The sequence below is a fragment of the Paenibacillus sp. MZ04-78.2 genome (assembly GCF_024213375.1).
Lineage (GTDB): Bacteria > Bacillota > Bacilli > Paenibacillales > NBRC-103111 > Paenibacillus_G.
The window spans coordinates 293,811-317,576 of record NZ_JANAVJ010000001.1 but is presented as its reverse complement, the minus strand read 5'-3'; the positions used below and the strand labels follow the sequence as shown (position 1 = coordinate 317,576).

Annotated in this window: 25 protein-coding genes; 20 read left to right on the top strand and 5 right to left on the bottom strand. The window is 53.9% G+C overall.

What is annotated here, in order from left to right:
• The first annotated feature begins 12 nt into the window (after nucleotides 1-12).
• From NLX71_RS01445 to NLX71_RS01410, 8 genes are all read left to right on the top strand, one after another.
• The gene (locus tag NLX71_RS01445) at nucleotides 13-1,179 is read left to right on the top strand and encodes a cysteine desulfurase family protein (RefSeq protein ID WP_254361716.1); all 1,167 of its coding nucleotides are present in this window, start codon (nucleotides 13-15) and stop codon (nucleotides 1,177-1,179) included.
• 4 nt (nucleotides 1,180-1,183) lie between these two features.
• Nucleotides 1,184-2,398 (top strand): tRNA uracil 4-sulfurtransferase ThiI, encoded by a 1,215-nt coding sequence (gene thiI, locus NLX71_RS01440; protein ID WP_254361715.1) that lies wholly within the window; start codon nucleotides 1,184-1,186, stop codon nucleotides 2,396-2,398.
• A gap of 64 nt (nucleotides 2,399-2,462) precedes the next feature.
• The gene (locus tag NLX71_RS01435; RefSeq protein WP_254361714.1) at nucleotides 2,463-3,131 is read left to right on the top strand and encodes a TerC family protein; all 669 of its coding nucleotides are present in this window, start codon (nucleotides 2,463-2,465) and stop codon (nucleotides 3,129-3,131) included.
• A gap of 225 nt (nucleotides 3,132-3,356) precedes the next feature.
• Entirely contained in the window at nucleotides 3,357-5,198 is a 1,842-nt protein-coding gene (gene typA, locus NLX71_RS01430) for a translational GTPase TypA (RefSeq protein WP_254361713.1), read from the top strand.
• Nucleotides 5,199-5,277: 79 nt separating this feature from the next.
• Nucleotides 5,278-5,550: a YlaH-like family protein gene (locus NLX71_RS01425; protein ID WP_254361712.1), complete on the top strand. Its 273-nt coding sequence runs from the start codon at nucleotides 5,278-5,280 to the stop codon at nucleotides 5,548-5,550.
• Nucleotides 5,551-5,579: 29 nt separating this feature from the next.
• Entirely contained in the window at nucleotides 5,580-6,044 is a 465-nt protein-coding gene (locus NLX71_RS01420) for a hypothetical protein (protein ID WP_254361711.1), read from the top strand.
• A gap of 6 nt (nucleotides 6,045-6,050) precedes the next feature.
• The gene (locus NLX71_RS01415) at nucleotides 6,051-6,341 is read left to right on the top strand and encodes a hypothetical protein (protein ID WP_254361710.1); all 291 of its coding nucleotides are present in this window, start codon (nucleotides 6,051-6,053) and stop codon (nucleotides 6,339-6,341) included.
• A gap of 133 nt (nucleotides 6,342-6,474) precedes the next feature.
• Nucleotides 6,475-6,927, top strand: coding sequence for a pyridoxamine 5'-phosphate oxidase family protein (locus NLX71_RS01410; protein WP_254361709.1), 453 nt, complete (start codon nucleotides 6,475-6,477; stop codon nucleotides 6,925-6,927).
• 70 nt (nucleotides 6,928-6,997) lie between these two features.
• Here NLX71_RS01410 and NLX71_RS01405 read toward each other — a convergent pair whose 3' ends face one another.
• The gene (locus NLX71_RS01405) at nucleotides 6,998-7,525 is read right to left on the bottom strand and encodes a YhcN/YlaJ family sporulation lipoprotein (protein WP_254361708.1); all 528 of its coding nucleotides are present in this window, start codon (nucleotides 7,523-7,525) and stop codon (nucleotides 6,998-7,000) included.
• Between the two features lie 106 nt (nucleotides 7,526-7,631).
• On the opposite strand from NLX71_RS01405, the gene NLX71_RS01400 reads away from it, so the two are divergent.
• On the top strand, nucleotides 7,632-8,966 hold the full coding sequence (locus NLX71_RS01400) for a PhoH family protein (protein WP_254361707.1): 1,335 nt from the start codon (nucleotides 7,632-7,634) through the stop codon (nucleotides 8,964-8,966).
• 97 nt (nucleotides 8,967-9,063) lie between these two features.
• Here the strand turns inward: NLX71_RS01400 and NLX71_RS01395 are convergent, their stop codons facing one another.
• The 3 genes from NLX71_RS01395 to NLX71_RS01385 form a co-directional block, all read right to left on the bottom strand.
• Nucleotides 9,064-9,606: a hypothetical protein gene (locus NLX71_RS01395; RefSeq protein ID WP_254361706.1), complete on the bottom strand. Its 543-nt coding sequence runs from the start codon at nucleotides 9,604-9,606 to the stop codon at nucleotides 9,064-9,066.
• 34 nt (nucleotides 9,607-9,640) lie between these two features.
• Nucleotides 9,641-10,756 carry a hypothetical protein gene (locus NLX71_RS01390; protein ID WP_254361705.1) on the bottom strand — a complete coding sequence of 372 codons (1,116 nt, stop codon included), beginning with the start codon at nucleotides 10,754-10,756 and terminating at the stop codon, nucleotides 9,641-9,643.
• A 97-nt stretch (nucleotides 10,757-10,853) separates the two neighbouring features.
• A complete protein-coding gene (locus NLX71_RS01385; RefSeq protein ID WP_254361704.1) occupies nucleotides 10,854-11,798 on the bottom strand; it encodes a hypothetical protein in 945 nt (314 codons plus the stop codon).
• Between the two features lie 90 nt (nucleotides 11,799-11,888).
• Here NLX71_RS01385 and NLX71_RS01380 point away from each other — a divergent pair, with 90 nt between their 5' ends.
• Nucleotides 11,889-13,016 carry a class I SAM-dependent methyltransferase gene (locus NLX71_RS01380; RefSeq protein WP_254361703.1) on the top strand — a complete coding sequence of 376 codons (1,128 nt, stop codon included), beginning with the start codon at nucleotides 11,889-11,891 and terminating at the stop codon, nucleotides 13,014-13,016.
• A 59-nt stretch (nucleotides 13,017-13,075) separates the two neighbouring features.
• Here NLX71_RS01380 and NLX71_RS01375 read toward each other — a convergent pair whose 3' ends face one another.
• Complete coding sequence (locus NLX71_RS01375; RefSeq protein ID WP_010491888.1) at nucleotides 13,076-13,306, bottom strand: DUF2626 domain-containing protein; 231 nt, start codon at nucleotides 13,304-13,306, stop codon at nucleotides 13,076-13,078.
• 296 nt (nucleotides 13,307-13,602) lie between these two features.
• On the opposite strand from NLX71_RS01375, the gene NLX71_RS01370 reads away from it, so the two are divergent.
• From NLX71_RS01370 to bshC, 10 genes are all read left to right on the top strand, one after another.
• Nucleotides 13,603-14,253, top strand: a complete 651-nt coding sequence (locus tag NLX71_RS01370; protein WP_254361702.1) for an RsfA family transcriptional regulator — start codon at nucleotides 13,603-13,605, stop codon at nucleotides 14,251-14,253.
• A 136-nt stretch (nucleotides 14,254-14,389) separates the two neighbouring features.
• Nucleotides 14,390-15,370 carry a ketopantoate reductase family protein gene (locus NLX71_RS01365; RefSeq protein ID WP_254361701.1) on the top strand — a complete coding sequence of 327 codons (981 nt, stop codon included), beginning with the start codon at nucleotides 14,390-14,392 and terminating at the stop codon, nucleotides 15,368-15,370.
• A 37-nt stretch (nucleotides 15,371-15,407) separates the two neighbouring features.
• Nucleotides 15,408-15,803 (top strand): DUF3397 domain-containing protein, encoded by a 396-nt coding sequence (locus NLX71_RS01360; RefSeq protein ID WP_254361700.1) that lies wholly within the window; start codon nucleotides 15,408-15,410, stop codon nucleotides 15,801-15,803.
• Nucleotides 15,804-15,816: 13 nt separating this feature from the next.
• Nucleotides 15,817-15,960, top strand: a complete 144-nt coding sequence (locus NLX71_RS01355; RefSeq protein WP_254361699.1) for a hypothetical protein — start codon at nucleotides 15,817-15,819, stop codon at nucleotides 15,958-15,960.
• A gap of 216 nt (nucleotides 15,961-16,176) precedes the next feature.
• Nucleotides 16,177-17,841: a peptide ABC transporter substrate-binding protein gene (locus NLX71_RS01350; protein ID WP_254361698.1), complete on the top strand. Its 1,665-nt coding sequence runs from the start codon at nucleotides 16,177-16,179 to the stop codon at nucleotides 17,839-17,841.
• Nucleotides 17,842-18,088: 247 nt separating this feature from the next.
• Nucleotides 18,089-19,030, top strand: coding sequence for an ABC transporter permease (locus NLX71_RS01345; RefSeq protein ID WP_254361697.1), 942 nt, complete (start codon nucleotides 18,089-18,091; stop codon nucleotides 19,028-19,030).
• Complete coding sequence (locus NLX71_RS01340; RefSeq protein WP_254361696.1) at nucleotides 19,030-19,944, top strand: ABC transporter permease; 915 nt, start codon at nucleotides 19,030-19,032, stop codon at nucleotides 19,942-19,944. Before NLX71_RS01345 ends, NLX71_RS01340 begins: the two co-directional genes overlap by 1 nt.
• A 16-nt stretch (nucleotides 19,945-19,960) precedes the next feature.
• Entirely contained in the window at nucleotides 19,961-20,986 is a 1,026-nt protein-coding gene (locus tag NLX71_RS01335) for an ABC transporter ATP-binding protein (protein WP_254361695.1), read from the top strand.
• Complete coding sequence (locus NLX71_RS01330) at nucleotides 20,983-21,939, top strand: ABC transporter ATP-binding protein (RefSeq protein ID WP_254361694.1); 957 nt, start codon at nucleotides 20,983-20,985, stop codon at nucleotides 21,937-21,939. The genes NLX71_RS01335 and NLX71_RS01330 overlap by 4 nt, the downstream gene beginning before the upstream one ends.
• A gap of 167 nt (nucleotides 21,940-22,106) precedes the next feature.
• On the top strand, nucleotides 22,107-23,744 hold the full coding sequence (bshC, locus tag NLX71_RS01325) for a bacillithiol biosynthesis cysteine-adding enzyme BshC (protein ID WP_254361693.1): 1,638 nt from the start codon (nucleotides 22,107-22,109) through the stop codon (nucleotides 23,742-23,744).
• Nucleotides 23,745-23,766: the final 22 nt, after the last annotated feature.

Here is a 23,766-nt window from a genome sequence, read left to right as displayed (position 1 = left end):
GGGAATGACCAAATGCTGTATATGGATTACGCGGCGACCTCGCCTATGTATGACGAAGTCATCGGCGTCATGACCGAAGTGATGAAATCGCACTTCGGCAATCCGTCGTCCTTGCATAAGCTGGGTTTGGAAGCCGAGCAGCTCGTAAGCCGTTCGCGGGAAACGATTGCGAGCGCTCTTCGCTGCGATCCGAATGAGATCCGGTTTACGTCCGGCGGAACGGAGAGCAACAACTTGGCCATCCGCGGAGCGGCCTGCCGATACCGGTCCCGAGGCAATCATTTGATCACTTCGTCCATTGAGCATGCATCAGTTTACGAAACCTTTCGTAAACTGGAAGAAGAGGGCTTTCAAGTGACCTATTTGCCGGTGGATGCTACAGGTCAAATTAAACTGACAGACCTTGAGCAAGCATTGACCAACGAAACGATTCTGGTCAGTGTGATGCATGTAAACAACGAAATGGGAAGGATTCAACCGATTGAAGCGATCGGCGCCCTGCTGCGCAGCCGCCCCAAAACCTTGTTTCACGTCGATGCCGTACAAGCTATCGGGAAGCTCCCGGTCGACCCGAAGCGGCATGGAATCGATCTGATGTCCTGTGCCGCCCATAAGCTTCGCGGTCCGAAAGGCATCGGGTTCTTATACTCCCGGCGCGGGGTCGAATTGCAGCCGCTGCTGTTCGGAGGCGGACAGGAGGAGGGGCTGCGCTCGGGGACGGAGAATGTCCCGGCTGTGGTAGGGATGGCCAAGGCGGTACGGATGGCCGTTCAGGAGCAGCCTGCATTTGCGGCGCATACGGCCAGACTGCGCGCCCGTTTGACCGAGGGAATCGGCCAAATTCCGGAGCTTGTGTTGAATGGCTCGGAGCGGCCGGAAGATATGGCGCCGCACATTGTCCATTTTTCGTTTCCCGGCATGAAGTCCGAGGTGCTCGTGCATGCTTTGGAGCAGCACGGTATCTACGTGTCGACCCGTTCGGCCTGCTCTTCGGGGGCGGAAAAGCCCAGCCGCGTGCTGTCGGCCATGGGGGCAGACCCGGCGATTGCGGTCAGCGGCATCCGGCTCAGCTACTCGCTTCAGCAGACCGAGGACGATGCGGACCGCTTTTGCCGTGTGCTTAAACAGCTTGTAGAAGAGTTAAAACCGGCCATGACCGGCAAGAACGAACGGAGGTAAACTTATGACACCGCAACAGGTCGTCCTCCGTTTGGGGGAATTGACGCTTAAAGGACGCAACCGCCACCGGTTCGAGCAAGCGGTTTTGCAGCAGCTGAAACGGGTATTGCGTTCTTGGGGAGCCATCAAGTATGAAAAAGAATTCGGGCGGATCACGCTGCATTTGAACGGCACGCCTTACGAAACGGTACGTGAACCGCTCAAGACGGTATTCGGCGTTGCATCGTTCAGTCCCGTGCTTACGACGGAATTGGAGCTGGAGCGCGTGCAGGAAACGGCGCTCTTGGCGATGCGGGCCATGGACCCGCAGCCGCGGACGTTCAAGGTCAGCGTGCGCCGCGTGAACAAAAGCTTTCCGCACGATTCGCAAGAAATGAACCGGCTTGTCGGAGGCTACGTCTTAAGGGCGATGCCCGACCTGAAAGTGGACGTGCACCGGCCGGAAGCGGAGCTGAAAGTCGAGCTTCGCGAACGTCAAGTGCTCGTATACAGCCAAGTAGACCCGGGCGCCGGCGGGTTCCCGCTCGGCACGAACGGCAAAGCGGTGCTTATGCTGTCCGGGGGCATCGACAGTCCGGTAGCGGGATATTTGGCCATGCGCCAAGGACTGGCAGTGGAAGCCGTCCATTTTCACAGCTATCCGTATACCAGCGAAAGATCGCAAGAGAAAGTGAAGGAGCTGGTCCGGAAGCTGGCCGTCTATGCCGGGCCGATCAAGCTGCACATGGTTCCGTTCACCGGCGTGCAGACCAAGATTCACGAAGCGTACCGGGAAAATTTGCTGATCACGCTGCTGCGCAGAGCCATGATGCGAATCGCAGAGAAGCTTGCCGAGGCGAACGGGGCGGGCGCCATCGTGACCGGGGAAAGCTTGGGACAAGTGGCCAGCCAAACGCTGGCGAGCATGAATGCCATCGGCCGGGCGGTGCGCCTTCCGTTGATCCGTCCGCTCGTTTGTATGGAAAAGCTGGAAATTATCCGCCTCGCCGAGGCGATCGATTCATACGAAGTATCGATTTTGCCTTATGAGGATTGCTGCACGTTGTTTTTGCCGCCAAGTCCGAGCACAAACCCGAACTTGAAGGTCGTCGAAAGCATCGAAGAGGGAATGCCCTGGCTGCAGGAAGAAATGGATGAAGCGGTGCGGAATACGGAAACCCTATGGATAGATACGGACCGTCGGACGGAACAAGAAGATCGATTCTCCTCTTTTTTCTAAGTTTATCCTATGCCATCGTTCGCCGGACTCCAGATCGAATTGAATGAGATGGAGGGTAACGACCATGCTGGATTGGTTCATTTTGTTTCTCCAAATTATGCTGATCAATATCGTGCTGAGCGGCGACAATGCCGTCGTTATTGCTTTGGCGAGTAAAAATTTGCCTTTGCATCAGCGAAAGCAGGCGATTTGGTGGGGGGCCTTCGGGGCGATCGCCCTGCGGGTCGTGCTGACCGTCATTGCCGTCTATATCTTGAAGGTGCCGTTCATTCAAGCGCTCGGCTCGGTTCTGCTGCTGTGGATTGCCATCAAGCTGCTGATCGATGAGGAGGATCATTCCAACGTAAAGCAGGCGGCTACCCTCGGCAAAGCGGTCAGCACGATTATTTTAGCCGATTTCGTCATGAGCCTCGACAACGTATTGGCCATTGCGGCTAAAGCGAAGGGAGAGGTCGGCGTGATCATTCTCGGGATCGGGCTTAGCATTCCCATTATCGTCTGGGGAAGCACCTTGGTCGTCAATTTACTGAAGCGGTACCCCATTTTCGTTTATTTGGGAGCGGGCATTCTTGGCTATACCGCAGGGGAAATGTTTATCGCCGACGAGGAACTGGCGACCAGACTGCTCGGGGATATTTCGCATTATGTGCTGCCGATCGTTACAACGTTGATCGTACTTGCGTCCGGCGTACTCAAGAAATGGGTGTTCCGGCCGCGTCAGCGGCATACCTAGACGGCTGGCAGGTTCTCGGAACGCTGCTTTTCGACCATGAAAAGGCATTGTAAATAATCGGTTAATCCAGCAAGCTATCTTGCGTTTTGCGGCATCTGCACGTATAATAAAGTGTGAATTGTAGCGTCGGCGCTTACGTCCGACGCTACTTTTGTGAACGGGCTGCGCTCCGGCAACAAGGAGCACGACATTGAGCCAAATTCAAAGAGAGGATTTTGAGACTACATGCATTCGAGAGACAAAATTCGTAATATCGCCATCATCGCCCACGTCGACCACGGCAAAACAACGCTGGTGGATAAGCTGCTTCAACAATCGGGAACATTCCGGGAGAACGAGGCGGTGCAGGAACGCGCCATGGACTCGAACGATATCGAGCGGGAACGCGGCATTACCATTTTGGCGAAAAATACGGCCATCCAATACAAAGACTTCTTGATCAATATCGTTGATACTCCGGGCCACGCCGACTTCGGCGGCGAAGTGGAACGGATTATGAAAATGGTCGACGGCGTACTGCTTGTCGTTGACGCCTTCGAAGGAACGATGCCGCAGACGAAATTCGTGCTGCGCAAAGCGCTGGAACAGCATTTGACGCCGATCGTCGTCGTCAATAAAATCGACCGTCCGAACGCCAGACCGGCCGAAGTGGTCGATGAAGTGCTCGATCTGTTCATCGAGCTGGGAGCAGACGACAATCAGCTTGACTTCCCGGTCGTTTACGCATCGGGTCTTATGGGAATGTCCAGCCTGGACCCGGAAAAGCTGGACGAAAACATGCAGGCGCTCTACGATACGATCGTCAGCCATATTCCGGCGCCGACCGAGAAAGTCGACGAGCCTTTGCAGTTCCTGGTTACGCTGATGGATTATAACGAATATTTGGGCCGGATCGCCATCGGCCGCGTAAACCGCGGAACGGTGCGTCAAGGTCAACCGATTGCGGTCATCAACCGCGAAGGACAAGTGAAGCAGGCGCGCGTCGAGAAGCTTTTCGGCTTCCAGGGCTTGAAGCGCATCGAGATCGAAGAGGCAGGCGCGGGCGACATCATCGCGATCTCCGGGATCAAGGACATCAACATCGGGGAAACAATGGCCGACCCGGCGAACCCTGAAGCGCTGCCGGTGCTTAAGATCGACGAGCCGACGCTGCAGATGACATTCCTCGTCAACAATAGCCCGTTTGCAGGCCGCGAAGGAAAATGGATAACGAGCCGCAAGCTGCGCGAACGTCTGTTCAAAGAGCTGGAAACCGACGTCAGCCTTCGCGTCGACGAAACGGACAGCCCCGACGCGTTTGTCGTATCGGGCCGCGGCGAGCTGCATCTCGGCATTTTGATCGAAAATATGCGCCGCGAAGGCTTCGAGCTGCAAGTATCGAAGCCGGAAGTCATCATCCGCGTGATCGACGGCCAAAAAATGGAGCCGATCGAGCGACTGATTATCGATGTGCCGGAAGACAGCATGGGCTCCGTTATGGAAAGCCTTGGGACACGTAAGGCCGAGATGGTCAACATGATCAACAACGGTTCCGGCAGCGTTCGCTTGGAGTTCCTCATTCCGGCCCGCGGCTTGATCGGGTACCGGACCTACTTCCTGACGCTGACCCGCGGCTACGGGGTCATGAACCACGCGTTCGACAGCTACGGTCCGTATGCAGGCAGTGGTGTCGGCGGGCGTCATGAAGGGGTGCTGATTTCCAGCGAAACGGGCAATTCCACGTTCTACGGCATGCTGTCGGTCGAAGATCGCGGCACCTTGTTCGTCGAGCCGGGCACGGAAGTTTACGAAGGCATGATCGTCGGCGAGCACAATCGCGATAACGACATCATCGTCAACATTTGCAAGGAAAAGCAGCTGACGAACGTCCGCTCGGCAACGAAGGAAGATACGGTCAAAATGAAAACGCCGCGGCTCTATTCGCTGGAGCAGGCGCTTGAATATTTGAACGACGACGAATACTGCGAAATTACGCCGAAATCGATTCGCCTCCGCAAAAAAATATTGAACAAAGGCGAACGCGAACGTTTCGAAAAGCAGCGTAAAACGGCGGAAGCCAACGCTTAATTCAACTCAATAACCAAGACGCGGGAAAGCTCTGAGCAATCGGAGCTTTCTTTGCAAGTCTACATAAAGGAGGATTCCGATGCTCGAATGGCTGAGGGCGCATCCGTTTGTGACATGGATCATCATCTTCGTGCTGATTACTTACGTGTACAATAAAGTATTCAAGACGCGGAAGCTGCCGATTCTGAAAGACGTAATCATTTACCTGGTGCTGGCTCTTGGATCGGGGATGCTGCTGTTCTTTCAACTGGCGGGGCTGCCGATCGTGCTCAGCCTGACCGTCGCAGTCGTTTTGATGCTGATGGTGCGGATTCGCTACTACGTTCAGGACCGGGAAAATCGCAAATCATAAGGGCTTGGCCCGTTGGAGGTGCTTGGCTGATGTCGGACTTCTGGTTAGTCCCCTTATCGTGGGACGGGGAAACGGCTCTACTTGGCGCAGAAAGGCTTCGGCTTGAGCCTGAGGACCTCAGGATGCGTTTTCTGGAAACGATGGGACGAATTCACCCGCGGCTGCTGATGATGTTCAAAGCGCATTTACTGCCGGAGGACGAGTCGGGAGAGGTCTGCGGTACGGAGGAGCTCCCGTTTGCACTCGCGCAATCCGGCGATATTCGATTGTCCACCGCAGCCGAGCCTTCGGAGACCATGGCTGTTGCGGATGCGCCGCCGGGGTGGCGGCTGTCCCATTGTGCCGAAGCGTATTTGAACCGGATGCTGACGGCACGGGAAGCGGCGGCGCTGCTCCGGCAAGCCGAGGCCGAACCGGAGGCGGAGCGATGGCTGAATGCCATGCGGACATGGACGGCAGACGGCCGTCAAGTGATTTTGCTGAGAGAGGACTGAGAGCTTGTGAATTTACAGGATGCGGTGTTCAATTGGCTGCAAATCAGCATTGTGGCGGAGGCCCGGCCGGACGACCTAGCAGCATCGGAAACGAGAGATTTTTTTGAAACAATCCTGCGGGAGGACCATCATCTCGAACGGTTCGTCCGTATGGCCGACGAAGGGACCTATACCGTGGAGTACGAAGAGGCCGGAGGCGTCCGCCATACGAAAAGGTTCGACCGCGAGCTCGCCGAGCAGCTTTTAACGGACATTAACTCGAATCCGAAATACAATAATACAATGATTGACATATAACCCCGGACGGCGAGATACAATAAAATATCATTGTCCGAAGGGAGTGTCCGTGATAACTGCTGGTAGCTGGCACCTAACCCGTATGCTATAATGGTCTTAGATTCGGAGACAAACCTTTACAGGAGGGGAACCTATGGCCGAAACGATCACTGCCTTGTCGGAACAGCTCTTCGATCTACTCCAAAAGGATTCGTTTGCTCTCTTGAGCACGATCGATCATGAAACCGGTTCGCCTGCGACAAGCGCCATTTCGTGGCTATTCGCTAAAGACCGGACGACGGTTCGTTTTGCCGTCGACCAGCGTTCGCGCATTTTGACAAACATCAAGCAGCATGCGCATGTGAATTTGACGGTGATCGGTGCCGGCTCCGTCTTCGTGATTTACGGAAGCGCGCGTCAGGTTACCGAAGCTCTTGACGGGGTTCCGTTCAAGCTGGCTTGCTATGATATTGACATTGCTTCGGTGCGCGATGCGATGTTCTACGGAGCGCGCATTTCCGTTGCGCCTGAATATGAAAAAACGTACGACAAGCGTGCCGCTGAGAAGCTGGACATGCAAGTGTTCGACGCGATGCAAAAAGCCTAAGACCGTTTGCTGTCCTAGGCTTTTTTTCCACCTCAAAAGACCGTTACAGATAGCTGGCTAGACTTGCAGATTACCTTTGAGCAGGCGGCTGCGATTGCAGCGGATTCACGTCACGCGGCATCTGCGGAACGATTCGGCCGATAATGGCCGCCATTTCCTCGGCGAAGCCGTTGATCGGTCTGCTGTTCATCGCTTGCTGCCTGATATTCCACAAGCGCTGGTTTAAATCCATATCCGCAGTTACAAGCGCATTCACTCCGTACGGATCTTTTTTGAGCGCCTCCGCGACAGACAGCTTGATCGTTCCAACTTTCGCGCGATCCATTGCAGCCGGGACGTTGATTCCCACGACGGCCGTATTGCCGAAGACGACGCAATTGGCGCTCTCCACATTCGGCACGCTGACGGCGATTTGCTCCAGCCTGTTAGCCACGGCGCCGGGGTCCTGAATTTCTTTTTTCTGCGGTGCCGTTTGCTTTACTTGTACTTGCCGGTTCGAATCGGCGCTCTGCGGGGGGGCGGCTCCATTTTTTGGTGCTTGGTTACATCCTGACACGACAGCGGACAACATCAAGAGGGTCGCGACAAACATTTTCATCAGCAATCGTCCTTTCTTTTCGTCATCGGCTTTGGCTAGTTTGTCCTGACAGGAAAATTCCTATGTATTGAGCCGAACCAAACACCGAACCTGGGAGGGACTCAAGATGAAAAAAATTTATGTGCTGGATACCAATGTGCTGCTTCAGGACCCGAACGCGATTTACGCTTTTGAAGATAACGATATTATTATTCCGGCGGTCGTCTTGGAGGAAATCGATTCCAAGAAGCGCAACGCCGACGAACTTGGGCGCAATGCGCGCCAAATCTCCCGGATGCTCGACGGGCTCCGCAGCGACGGCCGACTGTTCGAAGGCATCGGGCTTCCCGGCGGCGGCAGCCTGAAGGTGGAGCTGAATCATCGGAGCTTCTCGAAGCTGCAGGAAGTGTTCGCTGAAGTGACGAACGACAATCGCATTTTGGCGGTGGCGCTTAATTATTTGCTGGAAGAGCAGGAGAAATCCGACCCGAAGCCGGTTATTCTGGTTAGCAAGGACATGCTCGTCCGAATCAAAGCTGACGTGCTGGGCATTACGGCACAAGATTATTTGACGGACCGGGTCGTTAACGTGGCCGGAGACATCTACACCGGTCTTTTGACCTTACTGGTACACCCTTCGGTCATCGATGAGTTTTACACGTACCGCTATTTAAACATTCATTCGCTACAGCTCGGTTATACGCTTCATCCTCACGAATTCGTCATCCTGAAAGACGAGATGGGCACCAGCAAGTCGGCGCTGCTTAAAGTGAATGCCGACGGGAAGAAGCTGGAGCCGCTCTTCCTCAGCAACGATCCGATCTGGGGCATCGCGGCGCGGAACGCCCAGCAGCGGATGGCTCTGGAGCTGCTGCTTAACGACGATATTCCGCTGGTCACGCTGACAGGCAAAGCAGGCACAGGGAAAACGCTCCTGACGCTTGCTGCGGGCTTATTGAAGGTCGAGGACGAAAGGAAGTATAAGAAGCTCCTGATTGCCCGTCCCGTCGTTCCAATGGGCAAGGACATCGGTTACTTGCCGGGAGAAAAAGAGGAAAAGCTGCGGCCGTGGATGCAGCCCATTTACGATAATTTGGAGTATTTGTTCGATACGAAAAAGCCAGGCGACATCGATAAAATATTGGCGGGGCTCGGTAGCATTCAAGTCGAGGCGCTGACCTACATCCGCGGTCGGTCCATTCCCGGCCAGTTCATCATCATCGACGAAGCGCAGAACCTGTCCAAGCATGAGGTGAAAACGATCGTTTCCCGCGTCGGTGAGGGCAGTAAGATCGTTCTGCTGGGCGATCCCGAACAGATCGATCATCCGTATTTGGACGCCTCAAGCAACGGCCTTACGTACGTTGTAGAGCGCTTTAAGGAGCAAACGATCAGCGGGCACATGATGCTGGAGCGCGGGGAACGTTCGCATCTGGCGCAGCTTGCCGCCGATTTGCTGTAAGGAGCCTTAATGAAAAAACGGTGATGCCAACGATAGGAATCTATCGCTGCGCCACCGTTTGTTTGTTGAATGAACTACTTCAGCATCTCCTGTGGTTTTACCGTTCCGGGGAATAAATCCATTCCACAGCGCTGCCGTAGGCGCGGGCAATGCCTTCCGCAAGCTCGGCCAGTTGGGCCTCGATGGCGAAGACAGAGCCGCCTCCCGGCTCCGGCCAGGCTGCAAGCAAATGCTCCTCAAGCTGCGCTTCCGCCTGCTGCGGCTCGAAGGCCCGTCCGAGCGCACCGTTCGTATCTGCCGCAACTCGCAGCCGGAATACGGCGACAAGCTCCGCATACAGGTAAACGTTCTCCAAGCGGCTGACAAAGCCGTAATCGCCGAAGGCCGGATATGTCGTAACCGGAGTCGGCAGCAGCAGCACGCTTAACTCCTCGGAAGGAATGGCATACTGCTCCAAAATAGGCCTGAGCCGCTCCAGCTCTTCCGGGGACGAAAAAATCATCAGCTCCTTGTCGCGGTCGAACAAGGCGGTTTTTCCGGCCAACGCTTTGACTATCCGGGCATAATAACCGTCCCACTTGTCTTTGGGCATATCCAGGGCTGCCGCATATTTGAGAACGGGTTCCGTCAACGCCTTCACACTCCTCTTCTTCCGGGTCGGCTCAGTTTAAAAGTTATAAGGCCAGCTTCAGCATGATGCTTAACTTTCCTCCCTCCAGCCGGACGCCGGTTACCTGCAAAAACGAGGCGATATGTTGGGGGTAGATCCCCAAGTTAGAGCTTTTTTCGAATTCCTCCACCGTCGTGGAAGGCAGGGAAAAGCCGTTGAACTGCATTTCTAAAATCCGGAACCGGATAAACGATTTGCTTGTTCCGTCTTCCATCGAGGCCATTTCGTAGCTTCCCCGGATCATGACGGCAATATCGCCTTCCTGCCCGGAGGCCGATATTTGATCGGGATAAAAGTGAAACGTCAGATTGCGGAGCCGTTCGTTTTTTTTGCGCAAAAAATCGTTTAACTCGCTGTCCGTTATCTGAAACGTATAATTTACCCCGTTCATGACCAGATTGCCGTTCTTGTTCTTGTCGCCGCCGGACGTCACCAGCTCGGGAAGCTGCTGCATCGCGCCCGCAAGCGCCTGGAAGTACGTTTTGAACAGCGGGATGCCCTTGTCCTCCCACAGCTTGTTAAGCTCGAGCATCTGCTGCTGAAGCAGTACCGCCTGCTCCTTGCTATCGGCCAGCTGAGCGTCCACTTCATTCTGGAGCGCGACAAGTCGTTCCCGCTGCTGCAAGTAACGCTCTTTCGTCCGCTGGAGGGAGGTGTGGGCTTCGGCCAAATCCTTTTTGACCGAGGCCAGCCGCTGCCATGCATCCGTATGACGCTGCAGCGCTTGTTTGTCGTTGCGCAAAATCATTTGCAGATAGTCGAGCACCGAAACCGCATCGGAGAACGAACCGACAGAGAACAGCAGCACCCACAGCGAATCGCGGTCGCCCATGTAATAAGAGCGGACGACTTTGGCGGCGTGTATTTTAGCCTCGCTTGTGGAATGCTCCGCTTCGCGAATTTGCTTTTCCGCGTTCTGCATCTGTGCCTGGAGCTTGATTTCCTGGTCGGCAATGCGACTTAGCTCCTGATCGATCTCATAGATGGTCAGGCCTTTCTGCAGCAAGCTTCTATCCGCTTGTCCGTTCTCCGCATACGCGGAATAGGGCCACAAGGCGGATAAGCATCCGTATACCGAGAAAAGCGCAAGGATAGCCCATTGGCGTAGATTCACACGCATGTCCCTCCCGTCCTTTCAACTAAAGATTATCATAGGAATGGGAAAAACATGACAAAAAAATTCCACGGCGCTGTGCCATGGAAGGGCTTCTGTCACGTTACTTTTTACCCGCTTGAAGCTTAGGGAGCAATCGTAAAATGTCTTCCGCATGTTTTACCTGCTTCGGAGCTTCCTTTGTAAAGGCAGGCGTCTGATTGATCTCTTGCACCTTATACGTCCATTCCACGCTGTTTTTCGCATCGTTTCCGCCTTCGACCGAAAAATAAAGCTTTCCGGTTTGCTCGCGGATAAAACCTTGATTGTCGATCAGGATACTTAGCGTCGTAGGAGCTTCGATCTTGATCCGCTCCAGCGATGTTTTCCATTCCCCGGTTTGTCCCGTGCCGCTCAGTCCGCTGGTTATCAGCTCGTTAAGCGCGGACGGAAATGCGGTGGTGAAATATTTTGCCGCTTCCTGCTTGTTCTTGTCCGTTACCGTAAGCGTAATGCGCTTCGCCGCTTCGCCATCGGCAAGCTTCTCGTCCTTGCTGCCAGGCTCCAGCCAGTCCGGGTTGACCCCTTCCAGCAGCTTGCCGGTAAGGGAAGCGCTCAGCCTTCCGGTGTTTTTGAGCTTATCCGATTGCTTGTCCAGCGGCAGCATCAAATATTCGTCCGCCTTCGTAATGGCTGGCATATGCAGATACATTTTGTTATCTTTAAGAAGAAACGGCAGTTCAATGGGCGTGGCCGCGCCTTTCGGCGTTAGGTTGACGGAGGTTTCCATTCGGACCGGATCTGCCAGCGAAACGAGCCCGCTGTATTCGAATTTGCTTTCTTTGACCAGGCCTAGCAAAGCGGCCGTTACCGGCTGTGAGCCCGAAAATAAAGAAGCGTCCAGTTTCAAGTCCGCTTCCCCGGTATATCGGTAGCTTTGGATTTGCTCCTGCTTGGCGACCGCTTGCATTAAATCCTGCTTTACCTGCTGATGATCGGTGCAGGCGGACGTGAGCAAAACGGTACAGCTAATAAGCGCCGCGCAGAAGACGGTTCGTGGATTAAACAAGGCTCTGCTTCCTCTCCTATTTTTCTCATCCTAATTATAGCGAGTGGGGGAGGTTTTGTCTTTAGTAATTTGGCGAGAGGCGGTAGGCGCATGAAAACGGAGCAGGCGAACGATTTCCCGCTGCTGCAAGCGATTCGGGAACAGATTGAAATGCAGCCGGACCGGGCAATTTCGTTCCGGGACTATATGGATTTGTGCTTGTATCATCCGAGCTGGGGCTATTATATGAATTCGAATCGCAAAATCGGCCGGGCGGGAGACTTTTATACAAGCGCTTCGGTCGGTAGCGTGCTTGGCGACATGTTGGCCGCCTACCTTCGAAGCTTTGCGGAAACGCGGACCGGCGAGATCTGCTTGACGGAGTGGGGAGGGGGCGACGGAGCTTTAGCGAGACAAATGCTTGACGCGATCCGGAGCGGCTCTCCGGCGCTGTATGCGCGGCTGCGCTTCATCAGCGTCGAAAGGAGCCCGGTGCACCGAGGACTTCAATCGGAGGCGCTAGCTCCTCATACAGGGCTTGTGAGCTATTTCACGGCTGAGGAATGGCACGCGGCGGGTCCTTGGCACAATACGCTGGTATTGTCCAACGAGCTGCCGGACGCCTTTCCGGTGTACCGGATCGTTCGCCGCGAAGCTGGATGGCGCGAAATTCAGGTTGGCTGGGATGTCGAACGAAGCTGCCTGACGGAGGTGGAAAGAACGTTAGCGGACGGCGAGCTTGAGGCCTTTATCCGCAAGGAAGCGATCCCGCCGAGAGCGGGGCAGCGGTTCGAAGTCAACTTGGACGCGCTGCGCTGGCTTCGGGCGGTTGCCGGCAGCTTGGGGAACGGCAGTGTGCTGCTGACGATCGACTACGGGCATGTCAGGGAAGAGCTGTATGCTCCATACCGGATGAACGGAACGCTGCTGTGTTACCGGAAGCATCAGGCTTCCGATACGCCGCTGCAGTTCCCCGGCGGGCAGGATATGACCGCCCATGTCAATTTCAGCGCGTTGATCGATGTTGGGAAGGAAGCGGGGCTGGAGCTTGCGGGCCTGCTAAGCCAGAAGCATTTTTTGCTGGAGCAGGGATTGCTTGACGAGCTGAGCGATCATGACGCCCGGGACCCGTTCTCGCCGCAAGCCCGTCGCAATCGGGCCATTCGGCAGCTGCTCCTCAGCGACCGGATGAGCGAGCTGTTTAAGGTGTTGATTCAAAAAAAAGGCGAACCGCATTGAAGCTTGCGGTTCGCCTTTTTTATCTCCGTATTCGCTTACTTTTTTCCGGACTGGAAGGTTTAGATGGACATTTTGAAAAATGACCAGTAGGTAAACCCTGTAAACGAAACAATCATGTACCCCCAAAAAATCAATATGTAGGCACGTTCGGACAATTTCATATATCCTAACAGCGTGAAAATCGCCGTCTGGGCGAAAAAGATGAGCGCCATCGGAATAAAATCGCCGGCCAACGCCATGAGCCCGATTACAAGCGTCCAGAAGCCGAGAACGCGAAACATGCGATCCATCCTGTATCCCCCTCTCTTCGGTCACGATCATATACGTACTATCCAACATTATAGCGAAAGCCTTCTCTCGTGTAAACGCCCAATCCGCGAATTTTAGTCAAATTTTTAGCCCTTCGCAACATATCATTGCCCAAATCCGCCAAAACGATGTATGACCGCCTTGAAAATTGGCAATACAAATTACTAGAAAAGTATTCTATGAACTCTACCATGGGCATAGAGATAAAGTAACGCAGCACTTTATGCATCACGAACATAGATGCGGATGAACCTATAGGGGTTAGGAGGACGGCTTGATGACGGCAATCAGACAAGACGCTTGGAGCGAGGAAGACGATTTGATATTAGCGGAGGTGACGTTAAGACATATTCGCGAAGGCAGCACGCAGCTGTCCGCTTTTGAGGAAGTGGGCGAAAAAATAGGTAGAACTGCGGCCGCTTGCGGTTTCCGCTGGAACAGCTTCGTCCGCAAGAAATACGAGGCGCCGATTCAGATCGCCAAGGCGCAGCGCCAAAAAAGGAACCAGCACCGCAAGCATGCGAGCGCGTTCGCATCGGTTGCGGGCAGCGGCATGGGCGGCCCTTTGGCCACGGAAGGCGCGGTGCGCAGCGACGGGATCGTGGAAGAGTTGTCGATCGACGCCGTTATCCGCTTCCTGCGGCAGTGGAAAGGAAGCTATCAGGAAATGGCGCGGCACGTGAGGCAGCTTGAGAAGGAGCTGAACGAAAAGCAGGATGAGCTTGAACGGCTGCGCAGTCTCAATGACGAGCTAAGCCGGCAGGTTAGCGACGTTTCGACCGATTATCGCGTCGTGAACGACGATTACAAAGCGCTGATCCAGATTATGGACCGGGCCCGCAAGCTTGCTTTTCTGGCAGAGGAAGAAGAGGAAAGCAAAACCCGTTTTAAAATGGATGAAAACGGGAATCTGGAGCGGATTGAATAACCGGAACCGTCTCATAAAAGGGAGAAACCCCCGAATCGGGCTGCCATGAGCACCCGTTCAGGGGTTTTGTGCGTGTCCCGCCATTTTTTGCTATGATAGACTGAACAATCTTTTACACGCACGGGGGAGAGAGACGATGGGCCGTTTTACGGTGATTGGCGCAGGAGCGCTCGGAACGTTGTTTGCGGTCAGACTATCTGAAGCGGGGCACGAGGTTGAGGTCGTTGTTCGCCGCGCCGAGCGGAAAGCTGAAATCGAAGCTGCCGGACTGCGTTTGATCGATGCCGTCTCCCGATCGGAGGAACAAAGCGCTCGGGCAGTGATTACGGCTTTTCCCCGCGTTCGCCTGTGGGGGGAAGAGGAAGCATTCGGGGAAAATAACGGAAGAGAGCCGCATTTTATCCTGCTGGCCGTCAAACAGTCCGCCATCACTGGGGAACTCGGGCTCGAACTCGGTCGGCGCATGGGCTCCTCGGCATGGGTGGTCTGCTTGCAGAACGGCATCGGGCATCTGGAGACGCTCGCGGCGCATGTACCGGCGGAACGGCTGCTCTCGGCCGTGACGACGGAAGGCGCGATGATTTCCACCGCCGGGGAAGCCGTTTATACGGGGTGCGGCATGACCTGGGTAGGCGCAGCAGGAAAGGAAAGAACGGAAGTGTCGGAAATCGCGCAAAAAAATCTGGTATTTTGGCTGCAATTGGCAGGATTTAGCGCATCGATGTCGAAAAACATCTCAAGCCGTATTTGGCAAAAGCTTCTTATCAATGCCGTCATCAATCCGCTCACGGCCTTGCTGCGGGTGCCGAATGGCGAACTGCTGAATTTGCCGGGAGCCGGCGAGCTGATGCGTGCTTTGTACGAAGAAGGGGTTACTCTGGCGCGTGCGCTCGACATCCGGCTGGAGCCGGATCTGTGGGAGCAGCTGCTGGAGGTATGTCGGCGCACCGCAAACAACCGTTCTTCCATGCTTCAGGATGTGATGGCTGGCCGTCTTACGGAAATCGACGCCATTACGGGAGGATTACTACGGGTGGCGGATCGTAGCGGAATAGCGCTTCCGACGCATCTTACCGTATACCGGCTGATCAAGGCGACGGAAGGGCACCGGCTCTGACGGCCGAACATTATCGATTGAAATCGGGTGATATCGCTTGAGTGCATTGTTTGGATGGCTGCAGCAGCTTTATATGTTTCTTGCGGTAGTTCCGTTCGTAGTTTTTATCATCGTTTGGGTTGCCGTTTACTATTATACGAAAGACAAGCGCAAAGCCACGCATCTCAGCATGGATATTACCACGTTGTTTCTTATCGGCTCCGTTGCGTTTATGAGCCGGAATTTGTTCGATTCGGGAATGCTCCTGTGGACGATCGTGCTGCTGTTTCTCGTTGCCGCCGGCTTGCTTGGAAATATGCAAAACCGGCTTAAGGGAAAGATCGATTTGATCAAAATCGCCAGAACGCTGGGACGGCTCGGCTTTGTACTGCTAACGGCCTGCTATGTTCTCCTGCTGTTCATCGGCATCGGCAAATATATGGTCAACTCGTAAAAGTGGTGAAGAAATGAGCGTACATCATTTGATGGAAGACATCGTGCGGGGCTGTCTGAAAGAATTGACGCAGAGCCAGGAACATCTGGCCGATCTGCCGGAGAAAGCGCAAAGCGATATCATGGCCATTGTTATAATGATACCGAAGAAGAAATAAATGGATACGTGTCAAAAAAATAGTACTGGATTTTATTAACCTCTGGTTGTATAATTTCTATTTGGTAACGGTTACATTCATCGAGGTATTTACTTTTTCGCTAGAATCCTATATCATCAAAGGGTGTTATGTAAGGTGTGAATTCTGTGTCATGTTATATAACACGACAGGAATTAACACATAATTACATAAATTAAAAAGGAGGAAGTCATTTTCATGAAGTATAACAAGCTTCTTGTCCTAGCATCGGTTACCGCTATTCTTGGCACGACCGTAGCCGGCTGTTCAGGCAACACAAACAACAATCAGCAAGCAGGGGGCACAGACAATAAAAAAGCTCCGGCTCAAGAAATTAGAATCAACCTTACGGCAGAACCGCCGGCAATCGACAGCTCCATTGCAACGACGAACCCTTCTTTTACGATTCTTAACGCGGTGAACGAAGGTCTGTACCGTCTGGATGCAGGCGATAAGCCGCAACCTGGTTTAGCAGCAAAGCTTCCGGATATCTCCCCGGATGGTCTCGTATATACCATCACGCTTCGCGACGGTTTGACATGGGCCGACGGCTCTCCGCTGAAAGCAAGCGATTTTGTATGGGCTTTCCAACGTACTTTGGACCCGGCGACAAAAGCAAAATACGCAACCATGCTTTCCTGGATTAAAGGCGGCGTCGCTCTGAATCAAGCGAAACCGGAAGAAGTGGAAGCGAAGAAAGCGGCGCTGGGCGTAAAAGCAAAAGACGACAAAACGCTTGAAATTACGCTGGAAAAACCGATTTCGTTCTTTACCGACCAATTGGCTAACCCGCTCTTCTTCCCGCAAAAGCCGGATTTTGTCAAAGCGCAAGGCGACAAAAACGGCGCCGATGCCGACAAAATTATCGGCGCAGGTCCGTTCAAGATGGAAAAGTGGGACCATGAGCAGCAAATCGTTCTCGTCAAAAACGACAAGTACTGGGATGCCGCAAACGTGAAACTAAACAAAGTAACCGTCAACGTGGTGAAAGATCCGAACACGGCCCTCAACATGTATGAAACGAACCAAGTCGATTTGACGGAGCTTCGCGGCGAGCAGGCCAACGCTTACCAAGGCAAGCCGGACTTGACGCTGAAGAAAGAATTTGTAACGGGTTACCTGATGTTTCACAACACGAAATTCCCGGCGTTTGCGAACGCGAAAATTCGCCAAGCTCTCGGTATGGCGATTGACCGCAAAGCTTTCAACGAAGTTATCAACGGCGGAATCTCCACTCCTTCGACAGGTCTGGTTCCGATGACCGTTTATGACGGCAACAAGCAGGAATTCCGTAAAGTAGCGGGCGATACTCAACCTGCTTACGATGCGGCAAAAGCGAAGCAGCTTTTGGCCGAAGGTCTGAAAGAGCTAAACATGACTTCCTTGCCAAAGTTTAAATTCACTGCTGACGATACCGAAGGGGCGAAAAAGACGATTGAGTTCGTCCAAGCTCAATGGAAGCAAAACTTGGGTATCGATGTAGACGGCGAGCCGCTGCCATTCAAGCTGCGCGTGCAAAACATGCAGGAAGGCAATTTCGATGTTGTGTTCGCGCTGTGGGGAGCTGACTATAACGATCCGATGTCGTTCCTCGATATGTGGCTGTCCGATAACAAATCCTTCAACTATGTACAATACAACAGCAAAGCGTATGACAACCTGGTCAAAGGCGCAGACAAAGAAGTTGATTTCGTGAAACGTTCGAAAATGCTGATCGATGCCGAGAAGCAATTGATGGCTGATATGCCGATCGCCCCGCTTTACTTCCGTACGAGACCTTACGCGAAGAAACCGAACATAGAAGGCCTGATTATGCCTTTTATATCCAAAGAGTGGGAACTGAAATGGGTTTCCATTAAGTAATCCGTTTCTCCGGATGAAACATAGTAAGTCGTGGCTGATTCGTCAACGAGGGGGCCGTTCTGATCTTTGGAACGGCTCCGATTTTTTCTGTAACGCAATCGCCTCTGTTCGGAGGAAGCGGAGCTGCTTCGCAAACATAGTCTTGCCTTGAATTGGTCTATGCTTGCGAAGCAGTTCGGCTGTTTCCAATCGAGCGTTTTCGAGCCTTGCTGCTTGTCCTTGTTTGAATTAGTTGAGGAGGTGTGCCATGCTTCGCTATTTACTGCGTCGTCTAGGTTATATGGTAATTACCTTATGGCTGGTTGTTACCTTCACATTCGTATTGATGAAAAACTTGCCAGGGGATCCATTCGGGGAAGAATCGCAAAAATTGACGATAGAGCAAAGAAAGCTGCTCTATGCGCAATACGGTCTGGATAAGCCAATCTGGGAGCAATACCTGCAATACATGAATAACGTGATCCACGGCGATTTGGGCGTGTCCTTCCAGTTCCCGACGCGTAAAGTTACGGAGATTATTCAGCAAGCATTCCCGGCTTCACTGGAGCTCGGCTTGTGGGCGCTCGGGATTGCCATTACGGTCGGATTGATTCTCGGCATTATTGCAGCTTTGAATCATAACAAGGGCCTCGATGTCACGGCGATGTTCACGGCAATTGTCGGGATCTCGATTCCATCCTTCGTTCTTGGGCCTTTGCTGTCTTATTTTATCGGGGTGAAGGCGAGCTGGATAGGGCTGCCCCCGGGGATGTGGCAAGACGCGTCATCCAGGGTGTTACCTTCCATCGCCTTATCGTTTGGTACGATTGCGATCCTTGCTCGGCTCATGCGGACGTCCATGCTAGACGTGCTGAATCAGGACTATATCAAAACGGCGAAAGCCAAAGGGTTGTCCCAGTCGGCCATCGTTTTTAATCATACAATCCGCAATGCAATTCTTCCGGTTGTCACTGTGCTGGGGCCCGTATTTGTCGGTTTGATCACTGGTACGCTGATTGTAGAGCAAATTTTCGTCGTACCGGGGTTAGGGAAGCACTTTGTTCAATCGATTTATTCCAATGATTACACCATGATTACAGGATTGACTATTTTCTATGCGTTTATTCTTGTCATCGTGCTCTTTATTACCGATGTCATATACGGTTTGATCGACCCGCGCATTCGATTGGTTAAGGGAGGTAGCAAATAATGCAGATGTCCAAAGACCTGTTCCAGCCGGTTGTCCGAGAGCAAGTCGGTCGGGAAGCTGTCGTCCGCCCTTCCATCAATTACTGGCAGGATGCGTGGAGAAGGCTCAAGAAAAACAAGCTGGCCATGTTCGGCATGACAACGCTTGTCATCTTGATTTTGCTTGCTACGTTCGGACCGATTTTTTCGAGCTACGACTACGCTACGCAAAACTACGATATCAAAAACTTGTCGCCTTCCGCAGCGCACTGGTTCGGAACTGACGATTTCGGCCGCGACCTGTGGGTGCGCGTATGGTGGGGAACAAGGATTTCACTCGCCATCGGGATTATTGCCGCGCTGCTTGACCTCGTATTCGGAGTAATTTACGGGGGCGTTTCGGCCTACTACGGAGGCCGGGTGGACGATATCATGCAGCGTATTATTGAAGTCATTCACTCTATCCCGTTTCTGCTGATCTCGATCCTGCTGATCATCGTGATCGGTCCGGGCTTCATGACGATCATCATCGCTTATGCCATCACCGGCTGGGTGCCGATGGCGCGGCTGGTCCGCGGTCAAGTTCTGACCTTGAAGGAGCAAGAGTACGTGCTTGCGGCCAGAACGCTGGGCGCAGGAGGCGCGCGCATTATTTTCCGCCATTTGGTACCGAATGCGCTCAGCTTGATCATCGTGCAGATTACGTTTATCGTTCCTTCGGCCATTTTCGTCGAAGCGTTTCTGAGCTTTATCGGCCTCGGTATCCGTGTGCCGCTTGCTTCGCTCGGTTCGCTGCTGTCCGACGGCGCCAACTCGATTCGTTATTTTCCGCACCGGGTTATTTTCCCGACGATTGTTTTCAGCTTGATCCTGATGAGCTTCAACCTGCTCGGTGACGGCCTTCGCGACGCGCTCGATCCGAAGATGAGGAAGTAAGGAGGGTGCCAAAATCATGAGCAATAATATATTGGAGGTTCGCGACCTCAGAGTATCGTTTCGCACCTATGCCGGTGAAGTGCAAGCCGTTCGCGGCGTTTCCTTCGACCTCAAAAAAGGGGAAGTGCTCGCCATCGTAGGCGAATCCGGCTGCGGCAAATCGGTTACGGCCCAAACGATTATGCGGCTCATTCCAACGCCTCCGAGCATAATCAAGAGCGGGTCGATCAAATTCGACGGTAAAACGGAAATTACTAAAATTTCAAATAAAGCAATGGAAAAAATCCGCGGCTCCGAAATGGGGATGATTTTCCAGGACCCGATGACTTCGCTTAACCCGACGATGACGATCGGGAAGCAAATCACCGAAGGGCTCGTTAAGCATCAGGGCTTAAATGCAAGCGAAGCGCGGAAGCGCGCAGTCGAGATTTTGAAAATGGTCGGCATTTCCAACCCGGAAGGCCGGATCATCCAATATCCCCACGAATTTTCGGGCGGGATGCGCCAGCGTGTCATGATTGCGATCGCGCTTGCCTGCAATCCGAAGCTGCTGATTGCCGACGAGCCGACGACAGCGCTTGACGTGACGATCCAGGCGCAAATTATCGAACTAATGAAGAAGCTGTCCGAGCAGACGCATGCCTCGATTATCGTGATTACGCATGACCTCGGGGTCGTTGCGGAGATGGCGCAGCGCGTCATCGTCATGTACGCCGGCAAAGTCGTAGAGCAGGGCACGGTTGACGAGCTGTTCTACGATTCGAAACATCCGTATACCTGGGGCTTGCTTCGTTCCGTTCCGCGTCTGGACCAAGACAAGGATGGCGAATTGGTGCCGATTCCGGGGACGCCGCCGGATTTGTTCGCCCCGCCGAAAGGCTGCGCTTTTGCAGCGCGTTGTCCTTATGCGATGAAAGCCTGTCTGGAAGTCGATCCTGAGCATACGAAGCTTTCCGAGACGCATTCGGCGGCCTGCTGGCTCCTGCATCCCGATGCGCCTAAAGTAGAGCGACCTGTAGAAGCTGGAGGTGCGGCACGATGAAGGGCAATCCGATTTTGGAAGTACGCGATTTGCAAAAACATTTTCACTTGGCCGGCGGCAAGACGTTAAAAGCCGTCGACAAGCTTAATATTTCGATCGGCCGCGGAGAAACGTTCGGCTTGGTGGGCGAGTCCGGCTGCGGCAAGTCGACGGCCGGACGCACGATCATCCGCCTATATGAAGCGACGAGCGGCGAAGTGTTGTTCAACGGCGAGAACGTGCATACGCTGCGTGGAAACAAGCTGCAAGAGTTTCGACGTCATATGCAGATGGTGTTCCAAGATCCGTACGCCTCTTTGAACCCGCGGATGACGGTTGGCAAGATTATTGCCGAAGGACTCGACATTCATGGTCTTGCCGACGGCAAACAGCGCAAGCAGCGCGTTAGCGAGCTGCTTGATGCGGTAGGTCTGAACGAGGAGCATGCGAGCCGCTTCCCGCACGAATTTTCGGGCGGACAGCGTCAGCGGATCGGCATTGCCCGTGCGCTGGCTATCGAGCCTCAGTTTATCATTGCGGATGAGCCGATCTCCGCGCTGGACGTATCCGTTCAAGCGCAGGTCGTCAACCTGTTCAAGAAGCTGCAAAAAGAGCGCGGTCTGACCTACCTGTTCATCGCGCACGATCTTGCGATGGTGAAGCATATTTCCGACCGTATCGGCGTTATGTATCTCGGCAAGCTGGTCGAGGTAACGACCTCCGAGGAGCTGTATGCGAATCCGCTGCATCCTTACACGCAATCGCTGTTGTCCGCGATCCCGATTCCGGACCCGGAGGTGGAGCGCACTCGCGAGCGGATTATTCTGGAAGGCGAAATTCCAAGTCCGCTGGACCCGCCGAGCGGTTGTCCGTTCCGTACCCGCTGCCCGAAGGCGATGCCGGAATGCGCGGCAAGCATGCCGGAGTTCAAGGAAGTCCAACCCGGCCACTTTACGGCCTGCCATTTATATTAACCTTCGAAGCCTCTGCATGTGCAGGGGCTTTTTCACTATAATGAAATGATCCGTATCCGTTCGCGTCACCTTTTGACGATTTCCCGGATCACGTGTAAAATAGTAGTGCTTATGTTGTTTACAAACCAGAAGCGACTTACATTTTAAAAGGAAGGGTGGCGGGCGGATTGCGGATAGAAATAATGAAGTGGGACTCCGGCCAGCCTTTGGCAGGGGATTATTCCGACCGTTTTGAAAAAATAAGCGCGTTTTTCGATTACAATCCTTCGGATGCCGACTGTTGGGAGGCGCGTGCGGCTTGGATCGACCGGGAGCGGATTCATGGAGCCGACCGCCAGCGGCTTGCGGAAACGCTGCGCCGGTTCAACGAACGGGCGGGGGCTTCGCCGGAAGCGCTTCGTTCGATCGAGCTGCTGAAGGATTCCCGTACGCTGTGTATCGTAGGAGGCCAGCAGGCCAGTTTGTTTACCGGACCGCTACTCGTTATATACAAGGCGATTACGCTGATTCGGGCAGCCCGTGAAGCTTCGGAGAAGCTGGGGCGGCCGGTGGTGCCGGTATTTTGGATTGCCGGGGAGGATCATGATTTTGACGAAGTGAACCATATGACGGTGCTGACCGCGGATCAGCAGCTCCAGAAGATCAAGCTGCAGCACCCGACCGGCTTGCGCACCTCCGTCAGCCGGACGCCAATCTCGCCGGAGCAGTGGAGCGAGGCGCTGGCTGCCCTTGAGCAGACGCTTATGCCTACGGAATTCAAGGAAGGATTGATGGAAACGCTGCGTTCGTCGACCGAAGGGGCCCATTCCTTGACGGACAGCTTTGCGCGCCTCCTCTCCGCTTGGTTCGGACGGGACGGACTGGTGCTGGTTGATTCGGACGATCCGGAGCTGCGGCGGCTCGAAAGCCCAATGTTCCGCCGATTGACGGAGCAAAGCGGTTCGATTAACGAAGCGCTGCTGCGGGGGCAAGACAAGCTGCGGGCAGCGGGATATGTACCGCAGGCGGAGGTTTCCGACAATGGCGCGAACTTATTCGTCTTCGACGAGCAAGGCGAGCGCATTCTACTTTATGCGGACGGAGAGGGCGGCTACGCGGACCGCAAGGGGGAACGCCGCTTCGGTCGGGAGCAGCTTTTGCAATGGGCGGAGGAGGCCCCGGAGCGGCTGAGCAATAATGTGATGACGCGGCCTTTGATGCAGGACTATTTGTTCCCCGTACTCGGAACCGTATTGGGACCGTCGGAGATCGCTTATTGGGCGCTGACGCGCGAAGCGTTTCATACGCTGGGCATGCGGATGCCGATCGTGCTGCCGCGTCTGGGCTTCACCCTTGTGGAGGGCACGATCCAAAAAAACATGCAGAAGTACGGGCTTGCCATCGACGACGCGCTGAACCGTTTGGATGAGAAGCAGCAGGCTTGGCTTCGGGAGCAAGACCAGCTTCAACTGGAAGCTCGCTTTGCCGAGGTGAAAGAGCAATTTCGCGCCAGCTACGAGCCGTTGATCGGAGCGATAGCGGCCATTAATCCCGGATTGCAAAAATTAGGCGAAACGAATCTGGGGAAAATTATCGAGCAAATCGATTTCTTGCAGCACAAAGCGGATGACGGCCTTCGTTCGCAGTATGAGGCCGGGCTGCGGCAATTTGCTCGCATCGGGCTTTCCGTGCTGCCTGACGGCAAGCCGCAGGAGCGGGTGTATAATCCGCTCGCGTATTTGAACAAATATGGCGACAGCTGGGTGAGGGAACTCGTAGAAGTGCCTTTGCCACTGGACGGAAAGCATCGTATATGTTACATGTAATACGTAGCGAATTTATGATCCA

Excerpts from the sequence above, each read along its gene's own strand:
- NLX71_RS01445 (WP_254361716.1), top strand. The coding sequence starts at position 13 with ATGCTGTATATGGATTACGCGGCGACCTCGCCTATGTATGACGAAGTC.
- thiI (WP_254361715.1), top strand. The coding sequence starts at position 1,184 with ATGACACCGCAACAGGTCGTCCTCCGTTTGGGGGAATTGACGCTTAAA.
- NLX71_RS01435 (WP_254361714.1), top strand. The coding sequence starts at position 2,463 with ATGCTGGATTGGTTCATTTTGTTTCTCCAAATTATGCTGATCAATATC.
- typA (WP_254361713.1), top strand. The coding sequence starts at position 3,357 with ATGCATTCGAGAGACAAAATTCGTAATATCGCCATCATCGCCCACGTC.
- NLX71_RS01425 (WP_254361712.1), top strand. The coding sequence starts at position 5,278 with ATGCTCGAATGGCTGAGGGCGCATCCGTTTGTGACATGGATCATCATC.
- NLX71_RS01420 (WP_254361711.1), top strand. The coding sequence starts at position 5,580 with ATGTCGGACTTCTGGTTAGTCCCCTTATCGTGGGACGGGGAAACGGCT.
- NLX71_RS01410 (WP_254361709.1), top strand. The coding sequence starts at position 6,475 with ATGGCCGAAACGATCACTGCCTTGTCGGAACAGCTCTTCGATCTACTC.
- NLX71_RS01405 (WP_254361708.1), bottom strand. The coding sequence starts at position 7,525 with ATGAAAATGTTTGTCGCGACCCTCTTGATGTTGTCCGCTGTCGTGTCA.
- NLX71_RS01400 (WP_254361707.1), top strand. The coding sequence starts at position 7,632 with ATGAAAAAAATTTATGTGCTGGATACCAATGTGCTGCTTCAGGACCCG.
- NLX71_RS01390 (WP_254361705.1), bottom strand. The coding sequence starts at position 10,756 with ATGCGTGTGAATCTACGCCAATGGGCTATCCTTGCGCTTTTCTCGGTA.
- NLX71_RS01380 (WP_254361703.1), top strand. The coding sequence starts at position 11,889 with ATGAAAACGGAGCAGGCGAACGATTTCCCGCTGCTGCAAGCGATTCGG.
- NLX71_RS01375 (WP_010491888.1), bottom strand. The coding sequence starts at position 13,306 with ATGGATCGCATGTTTCGCGTTCTCGGCTTCTGGACGCTTGTAATCGGG.
- NLX71_RS01370 (WP_254361702.1), top strand. The coding sequence starts at position 13,603 with ATGACGGCAATCAGACAAGACGCTTGGAGCGAGGAAGACGATTTGATA.
- NLX71_RS01365 (WP_254361701.1), top strand. The coding sequence starts at position 14,390 with ATGGGCCGTTTTACGGTGATTGGCGCAGGAGCGCTCGGAACGTTGTTT.
- NLX71_RS01355 (WP_254361699.1), top strand. The coding sequence starts at position 15,817 with ATGAGCGTACATCATTTGATGGAAGACATCGTGCGGGGCTGTCTGAAA.
- NLX71_RS01350 (WP_254361698.1), top strand. The coding sequence starts at position 16,177 with ATGAAGTATAACAAGCTTCTTGTCCTAGCATCGGTTACCGCTATTCTT.
- NLX71_RS01345 (WP_254361697.1), top strand. The coding sequence starts at position 18,089 with ATGCTTCGCTATTTACTGCGTCGTCTAGGTTATATGGTAATTACCTTA.
- NLX71_RS01340 (WP_254361696.1), top strand. The coding sequence starts at position 19,030 with ATGCAGATGTCCAAAGACCTGTTCCAGCCGGTTGTCCGAGAGCAAGTC.
- NLX71_RS01335 (WP_254361695.1), top strand. The coding sequence starts at position 19,961 with ATGAGCAATAATATATTGGAGGTTCGCGACCTCAGAGTATCGTTTCGC.
- NLX71_RS01330 (WP_254361694.1), top strand. The coding sequence starts at position 20,983 with ATGAAGGGCAATCCGATTTTGGAAGTACGCGATTTGCAAAAACATTTT.